This is a genomic window from Mesorhizobium sp. M0800 (assembly GCF_040320095.1).
GTDB lineage: Bacteria > Pseudomonadota > Alphaproteobacteria > Rhizobiales > Rhizobiaceae > Mesorhizobium.
In genome coordinates, this window is sequence record NZ_JAMYOZ010000003.1 from 309,968 (window position 1) to 327,180 (window position 17,213).

The window sequence follows — 17,213 nt, forward strand, 5'->3', positions numbered from 1 at the left end:
CGCATCGTGCAGCCCGTCTTCAGCATCGCTGTCGGTATCGCAGCCGGCGTCAGCCGTCGGAAAATGAAATTTCTCAGGAGTATGAAGGTCAAATTAAACATTGAAAGCTAATGTTCCTCATCGGGTCGACCCCGAGAACCTGAAAATGGCACTTGAGGAATCGCCTATTGGCTTTTTTCCGCGCTAGGTTCAACGGCATCAAGGAGGCCGTCTTTTCGTCGGCAAATATTCCGGCGGCGATCGCGTTTGTCGTCATCCTTGTCAGCGCAGCGTTCGCGGAGCACCAGAACAAAATCGTCTCGGACCAGGCCGTCCGTGCGGACGTGCTGACCAAGGTCAATCTCATCCGCGCCAAGCTCGAAGGCAATATCAATGGAAACCTCCAGCTCGTGCGTGGACTGGTCGCCGCGGTCGTGACCGAGCCCTATATGGGACAGCAACGCTTCGCCTCGCTCGCGAGCAATCTGTTTGGCGCCGACTCGCAATTGAACGATATTGCCGGCGCGCCCGATCTGGTCGTTTCCCTTATGTATCCGATGGAGGGTAACGAGCAGGCGATGGGTCTGGACTACCGCAAGAACGAGCGGCAGCGTGCGGCTGCGCTAAGGGCGCGAGACGAACGCAAGCTGGTGCTTGCCGGTCCCGTCGACCTGAAACAGGGAGGACAAGGCTTCATCGGCCGCTTTCCGGTCTTCGTGCCGAGCGCTGGCAATACGGAAAGGTTCTGGGGTATCATTTCCGCCGTTGTCGACGTGCAGCGCCTTTACAGAGCGAGCGGCTTGCTTGACGACGATCTCGGGATCGACGTAGCGCTGATCGGCAGGGACGCCCTCGGTCACCAAGGTGGTCAATTCTACGGCAATGAGGAGATCAGCAAAAGAGATCCGGTGACGGCTGACGTTTTGCTTCCTTCCGGCTCGTGGCAGCTCGCGGCCATTCCCAAAAATGGCTGGCCTTCGACGCCAAGCAACGCATGGTTGTTGCGCGCGATCATGGCGACGGCCGGAGCCTTGGTTGTGTTCCCTTTCCTGGTCACAGGCCGCCTGATTGGCGAAAGACAGCGCAATTATGCGGAATTGCGCCGATTGTCACGACGCCTTGAACTCGCTCTGGAAGCTTCGGCTATTGGGGTTTGGGAACACGATCTCGCGACCAACGAGCTTACGTGGGATGATCGCGTCAACGAAATATATGGCAAACCAACCGGCGAGCACCGGGGCTACCCAGACTGGGCGGGAGCAATCCACCCAGATGATTTGGCTGGCGCCAACGCGGACTTCGACAGGGCGGTGGCCAGCGGACGACCATATTTATCGGAGTACCGGATTGTGCGTCAGGATGGCGAGATCCGTCATGTCCGGTCCAAGGCGATCCTTTACCGGGTCGCAAACGACACCCCAAAAATGATCGGCGCGGAATGGGACGTGACTGCCGACGTCCTGCTGAACAAGGATCTGGTTCGTGCAAAACAGCTGTCCGAGTCGAAAAATGCAGAACTCGAGTCGGCCAAAGCGCGCATAGAGCACATCGCGCTTCATGATTCGCTGACCGGCTTGCCCAACCGGCGTTACCTCGACCAGGTACTGGAACATTACGCGGCAAACGCCAGGCGCTCAGGCGGGCACGCGGCACTGCTTCACATAGATCTGGATCGGTTCAAGCACATCAACGATACGCTGGGTCACGCCGCCGGTGACGCGATGTTGGTTCACGCGTCAACCGTGCTCAGGTCGAAGGTCGGCGACGAGGGATTCGTCGCCCGTATCGGGGGAGACGAATTCATCGTTCTGTGCGTGGTGCGCGACGATACCAAGCAACTGGCGCTGCTCGCCGACCGCATCATCAGCCAGATGCGCGAACCCGTCTACTATCAGGGTCATCGATGCCGTTTTGGTGTCAGCGTGGGAATCGCTGTCGATAACGCAAAAGATGTCGAAGCCAAACACCTGCTGGTGAACGCCGATATCGCGCTTTACCGAGCAAAGGGGCGGGGCCGCAATCGATACGAATTCTTCACCGACGCGATGCAAAGCGAAATCGTCGATACTAAGCGGATTGCCGACGAAATTCTCGGCGGCCTCGAGCGCAACGAGTTCATCCCCTTCTACCAGCCCCAATTTGACGCAAAGACGCTCGAAATCGTTGGAGTTGAGGCGCTGGCGAGGTGGAAACATCCAATAAAGGGTATTTTGGCGCCCGACATCTTCCTGAGGATTGCAGAAGAACTGAACGTCGTCTCGATCATCGACCAAGCCATATTGAAGCAATCGCTTTCGGATTTCGAAGAGTGGTCCGCTGCAAAACTTAACATTCCGCGGGTGTCGGTCAATGTCTCGGCCAGGCGCCTTCAAGACGAGGAGCTCATCAAGAGCCTGCGAGAACAAAATATCAAGAAAGGAACAGTTTCGTTCGAGCTTGTTGAGTCGATTTTCCTGGACGAGAACGACGACCTTGTCACCTGGAATATCGAGCAGATAAAAGAGCTGGGGATTGACGTCGAAATAGACGATTTTGGTACCGGCTACGCTTCGATGGTCAGTTTGCTGAAGTTGCAGCCGCGCCGGCTGAAGATAGATCGGCAGCTCGTCACCCCAATCGTCAAATCTCCGCAGAGAAGGCAGGTTGTCTCGTCGATCATTGAAATCGGCAAGTCGCTGGGTATCGAGGTCGTGGCGGAAGGCGTCGAGACGATGCAGCATGCACGGCTACTCAAGGGCCTGGGCTGCGACATATTGCAGGGTTATGCCTTCGGCCACGCGTTCGATTCCGAGGGACTTAAGACCTTTGTCCGATCGCGACGCCTGCGCACGGCCAGCTGAGCCTCGGCGCCAGAGTTTATCGAGCCGACCGCCTTCACGTTGCGGTCCATAGGCGCACAGCGGACAAAGCTGAAAACAACGCCAAACCTCAGATCAGCAGCAGGCCCTTCATGCTGGAGTGGCCTTTCCTGCCGATGATGATGTGGTCGTGAACGGCAATGCCAAGCGGTTTGGCCGTCTCTATGATCAGCTTGGTCATCTCGATGTCGGCGCGCGACGGCGTCGGGTCTCCCGACGGATGGTTATGCGCCAGAATGATCGCCGTGGCGGAGAGCTCCAAGGCGCGCCTGACCACCTCGCGCGGATAGACCGGTGTGTGGTCGACGGTGCCGACCTGCTGGACTTCGTCGGCGATCAGCGCGTTTTTCTTGTCGAGGAACAGGATGCGGAACTGCTCGCGCTCCTCGAAGGCCATCACCGACCGGCAGTATTCGAGAACCTGCGTCCAGGTCGACAACAGCTCGCGGCCGGCGATCTCGCCGCGCGCCATGCGCTGCGCCGTTGCCGCAACCACCTTGAGGTCGAGCGCCACCGCCGGGCCGATGCCCTTCACCTCCTGCAGGCGCTCGACGGGCGCACCGAGGACCTCGGCCAATGTACCGAAGCGTGCCAGCAATGCCTTGGCGACAGGCTTGGTGTCGGCGCGCGGGATCAGCCGAAACAATAAAAGCTCGAGCAGTTCGTAGTCGGGGAGGGTGTTGGTACCGGCGGCGAAGCGCTCGCGCAGGCGGTCGCGATGGCCGAGATAATGCGGCTTGTCGGCGGCCACCGCCTTCGCGGGCGATCGCACTGGCCTTTCGGGAAAGAAGGCCCGCTCGTCGTCGTCACCGTTCATGGCTGCCCCACCCAGCATTTGACGGGCAAGGTAACGCCCGATCTGCCAGACACTAGGCCCGCAGGCCGGGGCGGTCGAGGTTTTTTGGCGACAGCGTGAAGATCTCGCAGCCGGTCTCGGTGACGCCGATCGTGTGCTCGTACTGCGCCGACAGCGAACGGTCGCGCGTCACCGCGGTCCAGCCGTCCGACAGCACTTTCACATGCGGCCGGCCGAGATTGATCATCGGCTCGACGGTGAAGATCATGCCCGGCCGCATCTCGACGCCTTCGCTGGCGCTGCCGTAATGCAGGATATTCGGCGCGTCGTGAAACAGCCGGCCAACCCCGTGGCCGCAGAAATCGCGCACCACCGAGCAACGCTCGGCTTCGGCATAGGTCTGGATGGCGGCGCCAATGGCGCCGGTTCGGGCGCCCGGCTTGATTGCCGCGATGCCGCGCATCAGGCACTCATACGTGACTTCGAGCAGCCGCTCCGCGGCACGCTTGATCATACCCACCGGATACATGCGCGAGGAGTCGCCATGCCAGCCGTCGAGGATATAGGTGACGTCGATATTGACGATGTCGCCATCCTTCAACGGCTTGCTGTCGGGTATGCCGTGACAGACGACGTGGTTGATCGAGGTGCAGGATGATTTCGTGTAGCCACGGTAGTTGAGCGTCGCCGGAAGCGCGCCATGGTCCATCCCGAACTCGAAGACGAAGCGATCAATCGCTTCAGTGGTGACGCCGGGCGCCACCATCGGTACCAGTTCGTCGAGGCAGCGCGCGGTGAGATCGCAAGCCTTGCGCATGCCGACAAAACCTTCCTCGTCGTAAAGACGGATCTGGCCGGTGTTTCTGAGCGGTGCCGTGGCGGCGTCGAGATAGGTGACCATTTTTGTCCGTCTTGCAGGGATGCGAGGCCTGGATGAGCCCCGCGAGAGAAATCCTCCCAGATTTGGCACTGGAAAGCGCAAGGTTCAAGGACGAACTGCCGGCGACGGCCGAAGACCGGCGATATTCATGCCCAGGGAGCATTCTCCTTGCCTGCAGCGGCTCATGCTTCCGCCGGGTTCATCTGACTACCGCAGTGACGACACATTTCTAGGCGAGAAGTCGGCCCAAGCGTTAGCCGCCACGGCAATTTTTTGCGACGAACGGCGCTGCTGCGGGGGTCGGTTCGGGAGAGATCGAATGGACAGACTGCAATTCGAGGTGCCGGTGCGGATCGCGCCTGTGCCCGGCCAGCCGGTCGAGGAAATCTACAGTGTCGAGCAGGCGCTCGATTTCCTGCAAACGTGGCCGGTTCGCCGGAAGGGACCAACCTACCAGGCCGCGTTCAATGCCTGTTTTGGCGCCACGGTGGACATCGTCGAGACCGAAGACGCATGGCGGGCCTTCATGGCCTTTTGCCGGGTGAGCGGCCTGCTTGCCAGGGACATGATGGTTCCGCGCAAGCGCGGCGGCGAGGCGAGGGGACTGCGGGCGTAGACAGCCTTCGACGTAGTCCTCAGTCGTCTTCGCCTCTTCTTGCCGACATCTCTATCAGAGTGGCGGGTCCAGCAAAGCTTGCGCAGCATCACGCTGGCGATAGATATATGCCAAGTTGAAATGCTGGTACGCCCAAGGGGAATCGAACCCCTGTTACCGCCGTGAAAGGGGCCAGTCCGGAGGTGCTACGGGACCGCCCGGGAATGCGCCGGACCAAGCATCGTAATGAAAAGACTTAATTATTTTCTTGCGCGGTCCCGCAGGGCCTAGCGCATGCTTGCCCCGCATATTACCCTATGTTAGCCCGGATCGGTGGGCGGACACAGGGGATTTTGATGGCAAAGACAGTAAGAGATGCCAAGTTGGAGACCAGAACGGCGCGCGAGCGGCTATCCAGCGGCGAGACCGTTCACTGGCGCACACTGGTGCCTGGAAAGCTCCATTTGGGCTACCGCAGGCGAAAGCCCGGAATGCCGGGCGTGTGGATGGCGCGGCGCTATGTGGGCAAGACTGCCGACACAAGAAGCGGCTACCTGAAAAATAGCCTCGGTCTCGCGGACGACTATCAGGACGGTGACGGCAAGGGTGTTCTTTCGTTCGCCGATGCGCAGCGCGCCGCCCATGCTGCGGCCGCGCAGGCGACTGCCCCACAGGTGGTTGCTTCGTCCGTCACCGTTGCAGAGGCCGTCGAGGACTACATCAGATTTCTTAGAGCCGAGCGTAAGACCGGCGAGGAGGCCGAGCGCCGGGCGCGAGTTTTCATTCTGCCCGAGCTGGGCTCTTTGAAGGTCGTTGACCTCACGCTGGCGAGGCTTGAGGCCTGGCGCGACCGGCTCGCAGCCGCCCCGGCGCGGCTGCGAACCCGACCGGGAAAGGAACAGCGGTACCGCGCTGCGCCGGCAACACCGGACGAGCTGCGAGCACGCCGCGCCACCGTCAATCGCACCGTCACTATTTTGAAGGCGGCGTTGAACCGAGTGTGCCGCAGGCATTCCGACATAGACGACCGCGCGTGGCGCTTGCTTGAGCCGTTCGGTATGGTCGACGTTTCGCGGCCCGGACATCTTTCGGTCGCCGAGGCGCAGCGCCTCATCAACGCTGCCGGCGCCGAGTCAGGCTTTCGCGATCTGGTCAAGGCAGCGCTTATGACCGGCTGCCGATACGGGGAACTTTGCCGGCTGACGGTGGCTGACATCGGTCGAGGGCGGCTAGCAGTGAGGGAGTCGAAGAGCGGCAAGCCGCGCGACGTAAGACTGACAGAGGAAGGCACAGCATTCTTCCAGGCGCTCGCTGCCGGCAGGCCCGGCGACCAGCTTGTGTTTCGCCGGGCCGACGGGGAGGGGTGGGGCAAGTCGCATCAGGCGCGGCCCATGCTTGCGGCATGCGTGGCTGCGAAGATCGTGCCGGCCGTGGGCTTCCACCAGTTGAGGCACACATGGGCCTCGCTGGCGGTAATGGCTGGCATGCCCTTGATGATGGTGGCAGAGAACCTAGGCCATGCCGACACCCGGATGGTGGAGAAGCATTACGGCCATTTGACCGAAGATTATCGCGACGAAATGATCCGCAGCTATGCTCCGCGCTTCGGCCTGACTACCGAAACTAATGTGGTTTCCATCAGCGAGCCGCAGAAGGGGGCGTCGTGAGCAAAAAACCTCCCGCGACTTATGTTCAAGATGGATATTTGATGGAAGCCCGGTGCCTCCCGGCCGAAGCGCCGTCCCACATAGAAAGCCTTTCACCACTACTAAAAGATCGGGAACTCCACATTGCGGCGCTGCGAAACGGAATACCGTTGACGATGCAGGATCGCGAGTACATCGCCGACCTGCTTGAAGGCGGCCAAAAGGGCAGGCCTCGTAGCAGCGTGAGATACGAGGACAATAAGAAACTGAGGGCAATCCTCGTGAAGAAGCTGGTTCGAGACGAGGTAGCCCGACTGAAGACCGCGCTGCCCAAGCAAAGAGGCGGCTGGCGACCTACAGCAATCGAAAACGTGGCAGCCAGATTCAAGATCTCGGCGGACGCGGTCGAGAACATCATTAGCGGTAAATAACCCCTGATTTTTTAACCCTTATACGCGGCGGACCGCACAGGTTAATCTTAGCCCCTGTGAGTAAACAGGAGCAAGGCTATGCAGGAAGCAATGGATAGAAAGATAGACGCGCTGAAGATGGCGCTTCTGGAGAAGAGTTCATACACTATATACGAGTTCTGCCTGAGAAACAGCATGTCCGCCACGCTTTTTCATAAACTGATGGCACAGGGATTAGGGCCGAAGACCTTTCGGCCGGGGTCGAAAGTTCTGATTACCGCGGAGGCCGAGCGCGAGTGGAAGCTGGCCATGCAGAACCCGACCGGGCGCGCGGCCGAGGTCGCCGCGCGCAGCGCTGCAATGCTGAAGCGGAAGGCAACGGCGGCGCAGCAGGGTGGATCGCGCTGATGGCGCGCGATCGGAAGACCATTGGCCGTGCTGCGGCGCGGCTTAGTGCGGCCGAGCACTTTTTTGGCATCCGGCCTGATGTCGGGAAGCGTTACCATGACGCGGCATATGACCACGAACTAGACCTTCCCGACGTGGAGACGGTTAGGCTGCGAGGTACCGGCCGCCGCGCCATCTGCGAGATAGGTCTGGTGGGGCACGGCAACGTGGTCATGCCCCTGCGAGACGCATTCCGCTATCGCAAGTTCCACGCCCACTGCATGGAGCAGCTGTTCGTCGCATTCGGCCGGACCGAGCGCGGCGAGTGGAACTATCGCCTATTTCGCGCGAGATGCGAGACCGTCAGGCGGGATTCGGAGCAGGCAGAATGAATATTGCCACGATGCCGATCTCTCATGCAGCTGTGATGCAAGCGCTACTGGGCGGCGCATCCAGCCATACCGGAACCTACGACCACTCGGCGGCAGACAAGCCGACGAACGGCGGCAAAGTTGAAATCAGGAAGACCGCGAAAACCGTGCCGATTGGACCGACCATTGAGTTCTGGCGCCAGCATCTCGACGGCGAGCGGTCGCTTGGCGTCTCGCCGGTGCGGGACGACGGCACCTGCATCTGGGGCGCAATCGACCACGACGACCGCCAGGCCGATCTGGCGGCAATCTTCGACGCAGTCGAGAGGGAGAGGCTGCCTCTCTGTGTGTGTCGGTCGAAGTCGGGCGGTGCACATCTGTTCCTTTTCATGGCCGCGCCTGTCCCGGCCGCCGACATACAGCGAGCGCTGCGCGGTGCCCTTCGTCGGCTGGACCTTCCTGACGACACCGAGATATTCCCCAAGCAGGTTGTTGCTGGCTGCCCGCAGGACAAGGCAACAACGAGCACAAGCTGGCTCAACATGCCCTACTTCGGCGGCGACGAGACCGACCGGTACTGCGTGAAGAAGAGTGGCATGATCATGACCACCAGCGAGTTCATTGCGTGGGCCGACAAGAACGCGATAACGGCCAGCCAACTGTCCAACCTATTCACGGCAGGTCCGTCAACGGCCGCACACGCAACAGTGCAAACCAGCGACTTCGAGCCATGGTTTGCCATCGCCCTTGAACGGCTTGAGAATGCTGAAAACCACAAGGCCGACGACACGCTGATGGGCGTCGCGCGCGATGTCGGGCGATGGGCATCTGAGATTCCCGTTGATATCGACAATGCCGAGCATCGCGCCCGACAGGCATGGCACAGGCGCGACAAGAGTGATGCTGACTTCGATGCCCAGTGGCTTCGCAACATCACTGCCGGAATGCGCCTTGGGCAGCCACCGAAATCGATCAAGAACGGAGATGCGCCGCGCCTGACCCGCCTGTCCGAAGTTCCAGTAACCCAGGTCGAGTGGCTGTGGCCGGGCAGGTTCGCCATAGGTAAGCTGTCGCTGCTGGCCGGCCACCCGGGTCTTGGCAAGTCCCAGCTGACAATGCTCTTGGCGGCAACGGTGAGCAAAGGCGGCGAGTGGCCCTTTGGCGAGGGTTTTGCGCAGCAGGGACGGACACTTGTCCTTTCGGCTGAGGACGACGTCAGCGACACCCTCAAGCCGCGATATCTTGCTGCCGGTGGCGACGCGGAAATGGTCGATGTGCTCGATGCTGTGAAGACAAGGACAGGCGAGCGCGGCTTCGACCTCAGCACCGATGTGGACATGCTCGACCGCACGCTCGGGCAGCGCGACGACTACCGGCTGGTGATCATCGACCCGATATCGGCCTATCTCGGCGGCAAGATCGACAGCAACCGAAACTCCGACGTTCGCGGTGTGCTGGCGCCGGTCCAGAAGCTTGCCGAGCGACACCGTGTTGCTGTGGTCTGCGTCTCGCATCTGATCAAGGCAGGCGGGCGCGAGGCTATAGGCAGCGTGACCGGAAGCGGCGCATTTGTGGCGGCCGCCCGGCTGGCCTGCATCGTGACCAAGGAGATGGTCGAGGTTGAGGGCGAAGACGGCAAGGTCGAGAAGGCCGAGACCGGCAGGCGGCTGCTTACAGTGGCGAAGAACAACATCGGTCCTGACGGCGCGGACCAGTCGCTGGCCTTTCGGGTTGTTTCGCAAGACATCGGCAACGGAATATTCGCACCGGCCATCGAGTGGGACGAGCAGCTCAGCATCAGCGCCGACGCCGCCATCGGTTTCCGGGAACAGTCGAAGCTGGGCCGGCGACCATCGGCCGTGGACGATGCCAAGGCGTTTCTGCGGCGAACCCTGAAGGGCGGCCGGATGCTCTCGGCGGAGCTGGATGCGGCGGCTACCAACGAAGGGATATCGACCGGCACACTGAAGAACGCCAAGAAAGCGACCGGGGTGATTTCAGAGAAGGAAGCCGGAAGCGGTGGGCGCTGGTGGTGCTTTCTGCCGGGGAGGCAGGAGGAGCTTCCTGTTTAGGGCCGGAAGGGGGTAAGAATTACTCCGGACAAATATTCTTACCTTCTTTAGCCCCTTTAACGCCTTTAGCCCCTTGTGGAGAGGCTAAAGGCGGTAAGGCGGTAAGAAGCTTAACGCCCGCAGCCCTTAACCCCTTCCCGGTATCCTGCGGCTGGCCGCCGCAGGCGGCGCGCCGCTGGACCGTGGCGCCGCCTGCCAGCCCTACCAGCGCCTTCGGACCGTCGGCGGCGTAAAAGGGCGGGCGTTAAACCGGCGACGGCTGGCGGCCTCTTGCTCGGGCTGATTCTGAGTTATCCACAAGATTCACGCGTATGGCAAGCCTTTCTCACGTGAATTATCGAGCAATATCAATTTGTTAGCCAACAATTTTTAAAAGAAGTGCCAAGATTCTTTAAATTTCCGTTAGGGGTGGCCTTGCAGGCCCCGCCATTCGAGCGCCTATATAAGAAATCGGCACGAAAGTTCTCATTGAAACAACAATGTGGAGCTATGCCGATGAAAACCCCCAAGAAGCAAAAACGCATATCGAAGGCGAAGCGACGCTGGGTCGTAGCAGCCGATTACTGTCGCCGTGTAATCATTCCGATCTTCGTACAGCAGGCGATCATCTTCATTATCAGCCATCTGGATCGGCTAGTGTGACGACGTCTGAACAATATCGGACAGACCGCCGTGGCGCTGCCTTCCATCTCCGCCATCGATCTTGGGGCACATTCGCAGATGGCCGGTCCGGTGGATGGCGAGGATCATCCCATCCGACCAAGCCGCAACTCTGGCCATAGTGCTTTGTGAACTATAAGCCAAGCCATAGGATCGAATGTATTGTCGCCCCGGTACACCCAGTGCTGGGCAAACGAATTTCCCTTTTCGTCTGGTTCCTTCGACGATTGGCCAAGTACACCGATTCTAAAAAGATCCTCCATAATCTTGTTCAAGTCAAATTTCGTCAACATCATCTTCATTGTAGCGTCAGTTTCGGCTCTCATCCTAAAGTTAGTCTCAAAATGCCTTACCTTGAAATGTCTTCTAAAGTTCATCAAACCCTTCTTGAGAGCCTGTATCTCCTGCATGGCATACTCAACACTGAGTTCCTCCGCCTTTTCCTGCCATGAAGACGAGCTGTACTCTGGAAGTACGCGAGAAATAACTGTTCCATCAAAATACATGTCATGCGGAGTTGCATATTTCACTGCATGACCGAAAAGATGGACTACGTCACGCGGGTTACACCAGGTAGCTTCAATTAGGAAACTCTGCGGTGACAGCCCAAAAACATCTCTACGAAAGTAGGCATCAAATACGTCGGCAGATTCCTTGCTTTTCTCTATCTTTTCAGAGGCGCGAACTTTCTTCTCGAAAAGGCGCGCTATGGGCCAATTGGAGCCGGCGGTTTTGGCGAACCAGCGCAATTCCTGCCCTCGACCAGTGAGAATCTTATTGACCTCGTGAGTAGGCGCATTCAGCGCGTTTAAGACCTCTGACCGAACCGCCGCAAGTACGTAGATTGGCTTATGCTCTTCAATGAAAAATGAATTGATTCTATCAATTGCGATAATTAAATCTCTTATAATCACGATGTCGCGTTTGTGCGTAACCTTAGATGAGAAAGAGATGTTTAGTTCATCAAAAAATATGTATATACCTTTTCTTCCTTCCCAGCCCAACTCTTTCAAAAGACGAAACGCTTGCTCTATAATGTAGCTAACGGGCAGTTCCTTGTCTTCTTCCCCAGAAGATCCCTTCAGGTCGGCTTCAAGGTGCTTGGATTTGACTTTATATTTTCCAGTTTTTAGCGTTTCAGTCAGCCAATTAAGCAGTTTCTTTCCCTCGTGCCCATCATAAAACTTTCTTATTAGCGAGCAGAAAGTGGTAATATTCTTGTGTGAGGTGAATACCGAGCGATTCTCTTCGATTAATTTTGCCAATATTCGAAATATAAATATTAGCCAAACGTCAACTGCTGTCCGCTTTTCTTCAATCTCACCTTGTTCAAAAGTCTCTATGCCAGACAGGTTGTATATTTTATCCCTTTCGTTATCGGAAATTTCCGTTGCGAAAGAAGTAAACCGTGTAAATGAACCCTCCTCCTCCGCAAGAAGCTGAAGATACCTTAAAAAGGCGGTCTTTCCCGCGCCTTTGACCCCGTGGACGAAAAATTGGTTGCCTTTCTTGAATTCGTCCACAGCGATACCGGCAGGTTCTAAGAAGGAGCTGCGGAAATGTTGGATATCGGCCGGGTCCCGAGTATTCACCTCGTAGCGCGCGTCAACTTTGCCAAAGCTGATTTTCTTCAGCGGCAAACGGTTTTGAGACTGGCTCACTTTGTTGCTCCCCATTCCGCATTAGTCCTAGGGCAGTTGAGCCGATCTTTCTACTGTCGCGGCTAATTTCCCCAAGGGTTTATTTTTGTGCCGTTGGGACAGAAGCCACCGTATCAGGGCGGTATCGTGGGTCCCCGGCTAACCCGAAAAGTCCCACGATTTCATAGGCTTAGATAGCGCGCTACGTTATAATACGCTCCGACAGGGTAATATCGGAGCAAATATGCGTCATAAAAGGCAGGCCTATACCCGTAAGACGCCACCCCCACCGGCCCCGCCTGCGCCGCAGGACGACGGAGGCTTCAAGACGTCCGGCGTGACGCCGGCCGATGTAATCCGCATCAGGTCCAAGGTCGGGTCGGGCATCTTCCGGGACGGGATGACGGTCGGCGACTTCCTTCGGGCCGTGCAGAGCCGGGAAGAGGGCATCCAGAGACTCGCCCGAAGCCAGAGGGCAGGCATCATCGGCTTCGAGGAGGCCACTCTGGAGAGCGAGATCGACGAGGCCGCAAAGCCGGATGCGCTGCCGTGAGGAATGATCTGCCCTCGTCAGTCGTTATGCCGGTACCGACCGAGCGCACCCGCGTCACCAACGGGCGCAACCTGCTCCCCGGCCTCGACGGCCGAACCTACTGGGCGCGGCGAGTGCGCGAGGTCATGGCCCTGCACATCTCCGACCTTGGCGGTGCCGACGCATGCAGCGAGGCCGAGAAGAGCGTCGTCCGCCGCATTTCCGTGCTGACCATCGAGATGGAAAAGCTGGAGCGGCGCTTCGCCACCGCCGCGCCCAACCACATCTCGCACCCCGACCTCGACATGTACCAGCGCGGCGCCAACACGCTGCGCCGACTGCTCGACATGACAGGGCTCCAGCGCCGGTCGCGAGACATCACCCCGACCATCGATCAGTACATGAGCGGCGGGGCCGGCCAGTGAGCACCCAGCCGATGAGCATCCTGGCTGCCTCAGCCGACCCGAACCTCTTCGGGAAGTGGTTCCGCGACCGCTCCACGTGGCAGGTATGGTTCGCCTTCCTCGCCGCCCTGTTCGGCCTGCCGATGGACGAGGAGCAGGCGGCGCTATACCGGCAGCACACCGGCCGAACGGCACTGCCCACGACCGCCTCGTCCGAGGCTTGGCTGGTCGTTGGCCGACGCGGCGGCAAGAGCTTCGTCATGGCGCTGGTGGCCGTGTACCTGGCCTGCTTCCGTCAGTACCGGCAGCACCTTCAGCCGGGCGAGCGCGCCACCATCCTCGTGATTGCCGCCGACAGGAAGCAGGCCCGCACAATCATGCGCTACGTCGACGGCCTGCTGACCCATATCCCCATCCTGCGGTCGATGGTCCAGAACCAGACCAGCGAGTCGGTCGACCTGAACAACGCCGTCACCATCGAGGTCGGCACGGCATCGCACCGCTCGACGCGCGGCTACACGTTCGCCGCCGTGCTGTGCGACGAGATTGCCTTCTGGCGAACCGACGACAGCGCCGAGCCGGACTATGCCATTCTGGACGCCATCCGGCCAGGCATGGCCACGATACCGGGCGCGATGCTGATCTGCGCCTCCAGCCCGTATGCCCGGCGCGGCGCTCTGTGGGACGCCCACCGCCGCCACTGGGCAGTCGAGGGCGCACCGCTGGTCTGGCGCGCGGCGACAAGGGAGATGAACCCGTCGGTGCCGCAGTCGGTAGTCGACGACGCGACCGAGCGCGATGCGGCCTCGGCCCGCGCCGAGTACATGGCCGAGTTCCGCGCCGACATGGAGATGCTGCTGACGCGCGAGGCCGTGGCCGCCTGCGTCTCCCCCGGCATCAGGGAGCGGGGTCCGGTGCCCAGATGCCGCTACTTCGCCTTTGTCGATCCTTCCGGCGGAAGCTCGGACAGCATGACGCTGGCCATTGCCCACTGCGAGGGCGACGACGTGATCCTCGACGCGGTTAAGGAGGCCGTGCCGCCATTCTCGCCAGAGGCGGTTGTCGCCGAGTTCGCAAAGCTGGTCCACTCCTACGGCGCGCGCGAGGTGACGGGCGACCGCTACGGCGGGGAGTTCCCGCGCGAGCTGTTCAGGCGCTATGGGCTGACCTACCGCCTGGCCGACAAGACGCGGTCCGATCTCTACCTGTCGCTGGTTCCCGCAATGAACTCCGGCAGGGCAAGGCTGCTCGACCTGAGAAAGGTGGAGAACCAGCTTGTCGGGCTGGAGCGTCGAACCAGCCGGGGAGGCCGAGACATCGTCGACCACGCGCCCGGCGCGCACGACGACGTTGCCAACGCCGTTGCCGGTGCGCTCGTCGGCGCGCTGGGTGTCGCCACCCGCCCACGCGGCGCGGCAGGAACCTTCGGCTACGGCGGTGTCGTCACATGGAAGACAGACAAGGCCCCGGCTCGGGCGTGGCATCGCGGGCCGGGCATCAGCGCCGTGGACGGCAAGCCCATCGTCGCCAAGCAGCAGCTGCCACTCAGGCTTCACGTAAACTAGGAGAGACCACCATGCCAGCCACCAAGGACAGGGACAACGTTCCCGTTAGCATTCACGAGGAGATGATCGCCCGGCACTATGCGCGCGATCCGCTGACAAGGGACATCGTCGGCGACCCCACCATCGGCCTGATGTACGACGCCATGCAGGCCGCCCGCGTCGCCACTGAGAAGGCCAAGCGAATTGCCGCCGCCGTGATGGCTAACGAGATGGCGACGATCCCGGCGCGCCATCGTGAGGTGAAGGACAAGGGCTGGCGTGCTGTTGAGCCCGGCCTGCGCCAGCTGGACGCCGCAAGGGCGGCTGCCGTCAAGGAGATCGACCGGCTCGCAGCGCTGACCAGCGCGCCGCCCCGGCCGACCAGCCCCGTCGACGTCATGCTCGCCAGCGAGGTCCGTGCCCGGTTTGCCTCGATGACCGACAAGCAGCGCGCCGCCGCGCTGGCCACCGCAGTGGGCGACGACACCGTGGTCGCCGCCGTGCTCAACGGGCCGGCCATGCTCTCCGGCATCTCTGCCGAGGAGATGGAGATGCTGCGCCATCGCTGGCGCGATAAGCGCCACGGCCCAGACGTGGACCGGATGCAGCGGCTGGGCCGCGCGGTGGAGGACATCGACCGCGCAGGCCAGCTTGCCATCAGGTTCTACACCGGCCTGAGCAGCAGCGATATCGTCGAGCGAGCTGAGGCATCCGAGCGGGCAGTTCAGGAGGCCCTGCGCGCCTGACAAGGCGTTGCGCCGGGGACATCTCCTTCCCCAGGCGCGCGGGCGGGCCGTCTGTTGTTGGCTGGCGGACGGCCCGCGACTCGGTTCCATATTAGCCTGCAGTTAGCCCGACGCGCCCGGATCGCCCCGTCTGGGCCGGCTAAGTAGTTGAGATTTAAGGGGAAAATCTGGTACGCCCAAGGGGAATCGAACCCCTGTTACCGCCGTGAAAGGGCGGTGTCCTGACCGCTAGACGATGGGCGCGCTCAGATCTGAGCGCTTATAGTTGCGTCGCGACAAACCGGCAACCCGTCTGCCGCCGGCTGCGACAACTTTTTTCCTTTGGCTCCAAACCGCGTCTTTCCGACAGCCAAGCTGGTTTTTGCGGCATGATGCAACGCCGCCGAAGGGCCTTCGCGGTGACGGAAGATCCTCGCCCTAGCCGCGCCTGCGGCAGCGCCAGTTCCAGTCGCGCTCCGGTCCGACATCGACGTGAACGGATTCGGTGTGGCAGTAGGTGCCGACGCCGCCGCGGCCCGGCATGGTGCGGATGTAGCTCGCCAGTTCCCACTTCGAGACGCCGGGGACCTGGATGTCGGCGGCGGCGCAGTACATGTGCAGCGAATTCTTGGCGCCGTTGGCGCGGCGGTTGCGGGCCGGATCGCGATAGCCGGAGGTGACCGTCATCTTGCGGCCGTAGTGGCCTTCGATCGTCTTCAGCACGCGAACCAGCGACGGCTTCAAGCAGGCGACATCGACGCTTTCGTTCTGTTTCAGGAGGCCGTTGGGTGCCAGCCGTGCGAGGCCAGCGGCGGAGGCGACCTGGTAGGCGCCACCCGAACCTTCGTCTTCGTTGAGATCGACGTCACTCTCATCGTCGAGGCCGGATTTGCGCTTGATCTCGAACAGCGCCGTCTGGCGCACGCCGGGCAGCGCATCGGCCGTGAAGTGGCTGGTATCGCCCGTCGACACCAGTTGCACCGGCTTTTCAGCCGGATCGGCCGAGGCCAGGGTCACGGTGGGTTTTGCCGCAGGCGTCGCCTTGGCCTGCACGACCGTTGGCTGCCCGCCCGATCTGCTGTTGGCCGGCGATGCTGCCGAAGCGGGGGTGGCGCTGAACAGCGAGGCCAGGAAGTTTTTCTTCGGTGCGTAGGCCTGTGGCTGCGGCATCTCGCCGGCGGTCACATAGACCGGGTTGTTCATCGCCGGCGCGGCGGCCTTGGCGTCGGGCTTCGATGCATCAGCACTGTTCTGTGCCACGGCCTGATCGGCCGTCTGGGCGTTTGGTTGCAGCGGCTGCGGCGTGCGTCCCGTGATAGTCTCGGCTGCCGTGGGAACGGCGATCGGGAAGCCGGCATCGGGCTTGGCCCCTGGCTTGGCTATTGGCACATAGGCGACCTGCTCGGGAAGGTTGGCGTCGCCGTCGGCATTCATCGTCATTTGTGCGGTTGTCATCTGCGACGATGATGCGGCCGTGCTGGCCTGGGGCGCACCGGCGGCCGTGCTGATTTCGGTAGCCGAGGTATTGTAGCCTGGCATTCCGACCGACATGGTCGGGTCGCCGGCCGAGGTGCAGGACGCCAGGAGCACCGAGAAAAGCGCCGCCACAATGGCGCGGCTTTCTCCCTTCGCGAGGCGCGATCCTGCTGATCTCAAAACAAAATTCCCCCTCGATATCCGACCGGTTCGTCATTGGCGCGGCGTCGAAACGTCT

16 protein-coding genes and 1 tRNA gene are annotated in these 17,213 nt (G+C 60.8%); 12 read left to right on the forward strand and 5 right to left on the reverse strand.

From position 1 onward, the window contains the following. Nucleotides 1–239 precede the first annotated feature (239 nt). A complete protein-coding gene (locus NKI18_RS06280) occupies nucleotides 240–2,819 on the forward strand; it encodes a bifunctional diguanylate cyclase/phosphodiesterase (protein ID WP_352620541.1) in 2,580 nt (859 codons plus the stop codon). An 88-nt stretch (nucleotides 2,820–2,907) separates the two neighbouring features. On the opposite strand, the gene radC is transcribed toward NKI18_RS06280, so the two are convergent. Together radC and map are read right to left on the reverse strand one after the other, a co-directional pair. Continuing rightward, complete coding sequence (gene radC / locus NKI18_RS06285) at nucleotides 2,908–3,654, reverse strand: RadC family protein (protein ID WP_023678891.1); 747 nt, start codon at nucleotides 3,652–3,654, stop codon at nucleotides 2,908–2,910. 52 nt (nucleotides 3,655–3,706) lie between these two features. Then, nucleotides 3,707–4,534, reverse strand: coding sequence for a type I methionyl aminopeptidase (gene map / locus NKI18_RS06290; protein WP_352620504.1), 828 nt, complete (start codon nucleotides 4,532–4,534; stop codon nucleotides 3,707–3,709). 298 nt (nucleotides 4,535–4,832) lie between these two features. Here map and NKI18_RS06295 point away from each other — a divergent pair, with 298 nt between their 5' ends. The 7 genes from NKI18_RS06295 to NKI18_RS06325 all read left to right on the forward strand — a co-directional run bounded on the left by NKI18_RS06295 (nucleotide 4,833) and on the right by NKI18_RS06325 (nucleotide 10,636). Then, nucleotides 4,833–5,129 carry a DUF982 domain-containing protein gene (locus tag NKI18_RS06295; protein WP_023678889.1) on the forward strand — a complete coding sequence of 99 codons (297 nt, stop codon included), beginning with the start codon at nucleotides 4,833–4,835 and terminating at the stop codon, nucleotides 5,127–5,129. A gap of 335 nt (nucleotides 5,130–5,464) precedes the next feature. After that, nucleotides 5,465–6,775 (forward strand): tyrosine-type recombinase/integrase, encoded by a 1,311-nt coding sequence (locus NKI18_RS06300; RefSeq protein ID WP_353019124.1) that lies wholly within the window; start codon nucleotides 5,465–5,467, stop codon nucleotides 6,773–6,775. Then, the gene (locus NKI18_RS06305; RefSeq protein ID WP_353019127.1) at nucleotides 6,772–7,185 is read left to right on the forward strand and encodes a hypothetical protein; all 414 of its coding nucleotides are present in this window, start codon (nucleotides 6,772–6,774) and stop codon (nucleotides 7,183–7,185) included. Before NKI18_RS06300 ends, NKI18_RS06305 begins: the two co-directional genes overlap by 4 nt. Before the next feature lie 78 nt (nucleotides 7,186–7,263). After that, a complete protein-coding gene (locus NKI18_RS06310; protein ID WP_353019130.1) occupies nucleotides 7,264–7,572 on the forward strand; it encodes a hypothetical protein in 309 nt (102 codons plus the stop codon). After that, entirely contained in the window at nucleotides 7,572–7,943 is a 372-nt protein-coding gene (locus NKI18_RS06315; RefSeq protein WP_353019133.1) for a hypothetical protein, read from the forward strand. The genes NKI18_RS06310 and NKI18_RS06315 overlap by 1 nt, the downstream gene beginning before the upstream one ends. Then, on the forward strand, nucleotides 7,940–9,994 hold the full coding sequence (locus tag NKI18_RS06320) for an AAA family ATPase (protein ID WP_353019135.1): 2,055 nt from the start codon (nucleotides 7,940–7,942) through the stop codon (nucleotides 9,992–9,994). The genes NKI18_RS06315 and NKI18_RS06320 overlap by 4 nt, the downstream gene beginning before the upstream one ends. Before the next feature lie 495 nt (nucleotides 9,995–10,489). Next, on the forward strand, nucleotides 10,490–10,636 hold the full coding sequence (locus NKI18_RS06325; protein WP_353019137.1) for a hypothetical protein: 147 nt from the start codon (nucleotides 10,490–10,492) through the stop codon (nucleotides 10,634–10,636). 104 nt (nucleotides 10,637–10,740) lie between these two features. Here the strand turns inward: NKI18_RS06325 and NKI18_RS06330 are convergent, their stop codons facing one another. Next, nucleotides 10,741–12,315 (reverse strand): P-loop ATPase, Sll1717 family, encoded by a 1,575-nt coding sequence (locus NKI18_RS06330; protein ID WP_353019139.1) that lies wholly within the window; start codon nucleotides 12,313–12,315, stop codon nucleotides 10,741–10,743. A 223-nt stretch (nucleotides 12,316–12,538) separates the two neighbouring features. Here NKI18_RS06330 and NKI18_RS06335 point away from each other — a divergent pair, with 223 nt between their 5' ends. From NKI18_RS06335 to NKI18_RS06350, 4 genes are read left to right on the forward strand one after another with little or no spacing between them, the layout of a single operon-like run. After that, nucleotides 12,539–12,847: a hypothetical protein gene (locus NKI18_RS06335; RefSeq protein ID WP_353019141.1), complete on the forward strand. Its 309-nt coding sequence runs from the start codon at nucleotides 12,539–12,541 to the stop codon at nucleotides 12,845–12,847. Then, nucleotides 12,844–13,251: a hypothetical protein gene (locus NKI18_RS06340; RefSeq protein WP_353019143.1), complete on the forward strand. Its 408-nt coding sequence runs from the start codon at nucleotides 12,844–12,846 to the stop codon at nucleotides 13,249–13,251. Before NKI18_RS06335 ends, NKI18_RS06340 begins: the two co-directional genes overlap by 4 nt. 11 nt (nucleotides 13,252–13,262) lie before the next feature. Further along, the gene (locus NKI18_RS06345; protein ID WP_353019145.1) at nucleotides 13,263–14,795 is read left to right on the forward strand and encodes a terminase large subunit domain-containing protein; all 1,533 of its coding nucleotides are present in this window, start codon (nucleotides 13,263–13,265) and stop codon (nucleotides 14,793–14,795) included. Between the two features lie 11 nt (nucleotides 14,796–14,806). After that, the gene (locus NKI18_RS06350; RefSeq protein WP_353019148.1) at nucleotides 14,807–15,520 is read left to right on the forward strand and encodes a hypothetical protein; all 714 of its coding nucleotides are present in this window, start codon (nucleotides 14,807–14,809) and stop codon (nucleotides 15,518–15,520) included. 168 nt (nucleotides 15,521–15,688) lie between these two features. Here NKI18_RS06350 and NKI18_RS06355 read toward each other — a convergent pair. Together NKI18_RS06355 and NKI18_RS06360 are read right to left on the reverse strand one after the other, a co-directional pair. Beyond that, nucleotides 15,689–15,763 (reverse strand) — tRNA-Glu (locus NKI18_RS06355). Between the two features lie 174 nt (nucleotides 15,764–15,937). Further along, nucleotides 15,938–17,050: a YcbK family protein gene (locus tag NKI18_RS06360; protein ID WP_352620543.1), complete on the reverse strand. Its 1,113-nt coding sequence runs from the start codon at nucleotides 17,048–17,050 to the stop codon at nucleotides 15,938–15,940. Nucleotides 17,051–17,213 lie beyond the last annotated feature (163 nt).